This is a genomic window from Streptomyces sp. C (assembly GCF_000158895.1).
Lineage (GTDB): Bacteria > Actinomycetota > Actinomycetes > Streptomycetales > Streptomycetaceae > Streptomyces > Streptomyces racemochromogenes.
In genome coordinates this window covers 5237288-5237842 of the sequence record NZ_GG657750.1, presented here as the reverse complement: position 1 = coordinate 5237842, position 555 = coordinate 5237288, and the positions used below count along the sequence as shown (strand labels likewise).

The window sequence follows — 555 nt, the reverse complement described above, 5'->3', positions numbered from 1 at the left end:
CCGGTCCCCGGGAGCAGCTCGGCCAGCTCCGCGGCGACCCCCCACGGGGTCTCGTCGCCGACCGCGATGTTCGCGACGGGCGCGAGGGTGGCGACGTACGGGGCGGTGACCGGGGCGGCCTTCCCGCAGACGTCCACCGCGCGGCGGGCCGCCGTCAGGCCGATGCCGGACGCGCCGCTCCCCTCCCGCGGCGCGTCCGGGCGGGACCGGAGGGTCCAGTCGGCGAGGGCGCGGACCCGGGCGGCGGCGTCGGCGAGCCGCTCCTCCGGGAGCACGCCCTCGCGTACGGCGGCGACCAGCGCGTCGCGCAGGCGGAGCACGGTCGCCTCGTCGGCGAGGCCCCCGCCGACGCAGATGGCGTCGGCGCCGGCCGCGATGGCGAGCACCGAGCCGCGTTCGATGCCGTACGTCCCGGCGATGGCGTTCATCTCCATGCCGTCGGTGACGATGAGGCCCTCGTAGCCCAGTTCCTTGCGCAGGAGGCCGGTGAGGATCTGCGGGCTGAGGGTGGCGGGGCGGGTCGGGTCGAGGGCGGGCACCAGGATGTGGGCGCTC

The 555-nt window shown here is 77.8% G+C and carries 1 protein-coding gene; it reads right to left on the bottom strand.

Annotated features, from left to right (window positions below):
• Window positions 1-555: glycoside hydrolase family 3 N-terminal domain-containing protein (locus tag SSNG_RS23790; protein WP_007266455.1), on the bottom strand; the 555-nt coding region annotated here is incomplete at both ends.